The organism is Variovorax sp. MPBD4-3, from assembly GCF_058809745.1.
The window spans coordinates 1-2,563 of sequence record NZ_JBXASW010000125.1; the positions used below are offsets into that span (position 1 = coordinate 1).

General features: G+C 68.2%; 4 protein-coding genes. 3 read left to right on the forward strand and 1 reads right to left on the reverse strand.

Annotated features, from left to right (window positions below; genetic code table 11):
- The first annotated feature begins 187 nt into the window (after positions 1-187).
- The 3 genes from AC1RVW_RS30710 to AC1RVW_RS30720 all read left to right on the forward strand — a co-directional run bounded on the left by AC1RVW_RS30710 (position 188) and on the right by AC1RVW_RS30720 (position 1,806).
- Entirely contained in the window at positions 188-472 is a 285-nt protein-coding gene (locus AC1RVW_RS30710; RefSeq protein WP_081271497.1) for a DUF427 domain-containing protein, read from the forward strand.
- Positions 469-1,224, forward strand: coding sequence for a 2OG-Fe dioxygenase family protein (locus AC1RVW_RS30715; RefSeq protein WP_106935093.1), 756 nt, complete (start codon positions 469-471; stop codon positions 1,222-1,224). The genes AC1RVW_RS30710 and AC1RVW_RS30715 overlap by 4 nt, the downstream gene beginning before the upstream one ends.
- 141 nt (positions 1,225-1,365) lie before the next feature.
- Positions 1,366-1,806: a universal stress protein gene (locus AC1RVW_RS30720; protein WP_007833935.1), complete on the forward strand. Its 441-nt coding sequence runs from the start codon at positions 1,366-1,368 to the stop codon at positions 1,804-1,806.
- An 8-nt stretch (positions 1,807-1,814) separates the two neighbouring features.
- On the opposite strand, the gene AC1RVW_RS30725 is transcribed toward AC1RVW_RS30720, so the two are convergent.
- Complete coding sequence (locus AC1RVW_RS30725; protein WP_493204505.1) at positions 1,815-2,486, reverse strand: RluA family pseudouridine synthase; 672 nt, start codon at positions 2,484-2,486, stop codon at positions 1,815-1,817.
- Positions 2,487-2,563 lie beyond the last annotated feature (77 nt).

A 2,563-nucleotide genomic window follows, 5' to 3' on the forward strand; every position in this document is an offset into this window, starting at 1 on the left:
TCTTTGGCGAAGCAAAGAAAAGTAGGTCGGCCGCCGGGCCGAGACCCGGCCCCGGGAAACAAAGCCCCAAACAGGGTAGATAAAGCCAGCGAAGAAAGCTCAAGCCGCAGCAGCGGCACAATACCCCTCGCCCCGTGCGGCAGCGCAACGGCCAGCGCCCGCAACCCCTCCCCTTGGAGACCAAGACATGAAAGCAACCTGGAACGGCGTCACCATCGCCGAAAGCGACGACACCGTGCTCGTCGAAGGCAACCACTATTTCCCGATGAGTTCGCTCAACCGCGACGTCGTCACCTTCAGCAACCACAAGACCACCTGCCCCTGGAAGGGCACCGCAAGCTACTACTCGCTGCTGGTCAACGGCGAGCTCAACACCGACGCCGCCTGGTACTACGCCGACCCCAAGCCCGAAGCAGAAGAGGTTCGCGACCGCGTCGCGTTCTGGAAGGACGTGAAGGTCAGCGCGCAGTGACCGCGGCTGCCTTCACACCTCCGTTCATCGCCCCCGCCGACCTGCCGGACGCACTGCGCGGCCAGGGCTATGCGGTGCTGAGCCCCCAGGGCGTCAGCGAATGGCTCGGCGCACCTCTGTCGCAGCTCGAGGCGCTGCACGCCGACTGGAACGAACTCCCGCCGGACGAATACCTGAAGGACGGTGGCCGCTACCGCACGCGGCGCCATGCCTGCTTCACCGTCGAGGCCGACGACCACGCCACGCTGGCGCGGGTGCCGCATCGCGCGCACTGGCAGCCGGTCGAATACAACGCGCTGCACGGCGGCATGCAGCGCTGGTTCGCTCCGATGCTCGACGCCACCGTGGCGCAGCCTGTGTGGCAGCGCCTGCTGCAGCAACTGGGCAAGACCAGCAGCGACATGCGCGGCGCGCCGCAGCGCTGGTTCGTGGAAGCGCACCAGTTCCGCATCGACACCGCCGGCGGCATCGGCCGCCCGACGCCCGAGGGCGCGCACCGCGACGGCGTCGACCTGGTGGCTGTCGCACTCATCGGCCGCCAGGGCATCAAGGGCGGCGAGACGCGGGTGTTCGAGGCCAACGGCCGGCGCGGCGAACGCTTCACCATGACCGAGCCGTGGACCCTGCTGCTGCTCGACGACGCGCGCGTGATCCACGAGTCCACGCCCATCCAGCCGCTCGAAGAGGGCGGCGAAGGCTGGCGCGACACGCTCGTGATCACCTGCCGGGCCAAGGGTTTTCAGGGCGACTGAGCCCGCGCGGCGCGGCGTGCGAGAGCGCGTTGCGCCGCCGCTGGTACGAGTCCTACAGTCCGGCCACCCGAACAGCGGTTAAATTCGAGCCCCGGCTCTTTGTGAGCCGGGTCTGTCTGCGAACGAAAGCGAGGTCCCGCCATGTTCAATCACATCCTGGTTCCGATCGACGGCTCCGAAACTTCCATGCTCGCCGTCAGCAAGGCCAGCGGCCTCGCGCTGGCCTTCGGAAGCCGCATCACGTTGATACACGTGATCGACAACTATCCCTTCATCGGCGTGGGCGCGGACTATGCGCTCGGCCAGAACGAATACCTCGCCGCCGCAACGGCAAGCGCCAACGCGGCACTCGCGCGCGGCGTGGCGGCGCTGGCGGCCGAAGGCCTGCACAGCGACCAGCGCGTGATCGACGGCCACGTGGTGCACGAAGGCATCGTCGACACGGCCATAGCCATCGCGGCCGACCTCATCGTGATGGGGTCGCACGGCCGCAGCGGCATCGAGAAACTGCTGCTCGGCAGCGTCACCCAGCGCGTGCTGCAGGACGCGAACATGCCGGTGCTGGTCGTCAAGGGCGGCTGAGTTCTTCTTCAGCCACGCGAGGCAACGAAATCCGGCGGCCGACTGAAGCGGAGCTCCTGCTGCGTCACCGGATGCACGAAGCCCAGTTCGCTCGCATGCAGCAGCAGGCGCGGCGCACGTGCCTGCAAGGCTGCATCGCCATAGAGCGCATCTCCCAATATCGGATGGCCGATCGACAGCAGGTGCACGCGCAGCTGGTGCGATCGGCCGGTCAGCGGCTCCAGCAGCACATGCGTGGCGGCAGCAGCAGCCGGTTCGCCGGGCCAGGCTGAAATCGCCTTCCAGCGCGTGACGCTCGGCTTGCCCGCCGGGTCGACCTTCTGCAGCGGCCGGCGCGGCCAGTCGGCCATCAATGGGGCGTCGATCACCGACCATTCCTCGCGCAGCGGCATCGCGCCGTCGACCACGGCTTCGTAGCGCTTGTGCACGCGGCGCTCGGCAAAGGCGGCGCTCAGTGCGCGCTGCATCTCGATGCCGCGGGCCATCACCACCAGGCCGCTGGTGCCCATGTCGAGCCGGTGCACGATCAGCGCGTCGGGCCATTGGCGAATGGCGCGCGCGCTCAGGCAGTCCTGCTTGTCCTCGCCGCGGCCGGGCACGCAGAGCAGGCCGGCGGGCTTGTCGAACACCAGAAGGTGGTCGTCTTCGTGAACGGGGTGCAGGGGGGCGGGCAGGGTCATGGAGGCACCGAGTTTAGAGAGCGGGCCCACGGAGGTGCAGGGACGGTCGCCTCGCCTCACGGCCCGCTCATGAAGCC

What these genes read in the sequence shown, in the direction of transcription:
- AC1RVW_RS30710 (WP_081271497.1), top strand. Translation starts at nt 188, where the DNA reads ATGAAAGCAACCTGGAACGGCGTCACCATCGCCGAAAGCGACGACACC.
- AC1RVW_RS30720 (WP_007833935.1), top strand. Translation starts at nt 1,366, where the DNA reads ATGTTCAATCACATCCTGGTTCCGATCGACGGCTCCGAAACTTCCATG.
- AC1RVW_RS30725 (WP_493204505.1), bottom strand. Translation starts at nt 2,486, where the DNA reads ATGACCCTGCCCGCCCCCCTGCACCCCGTTCACGAAGACGACCACCTT.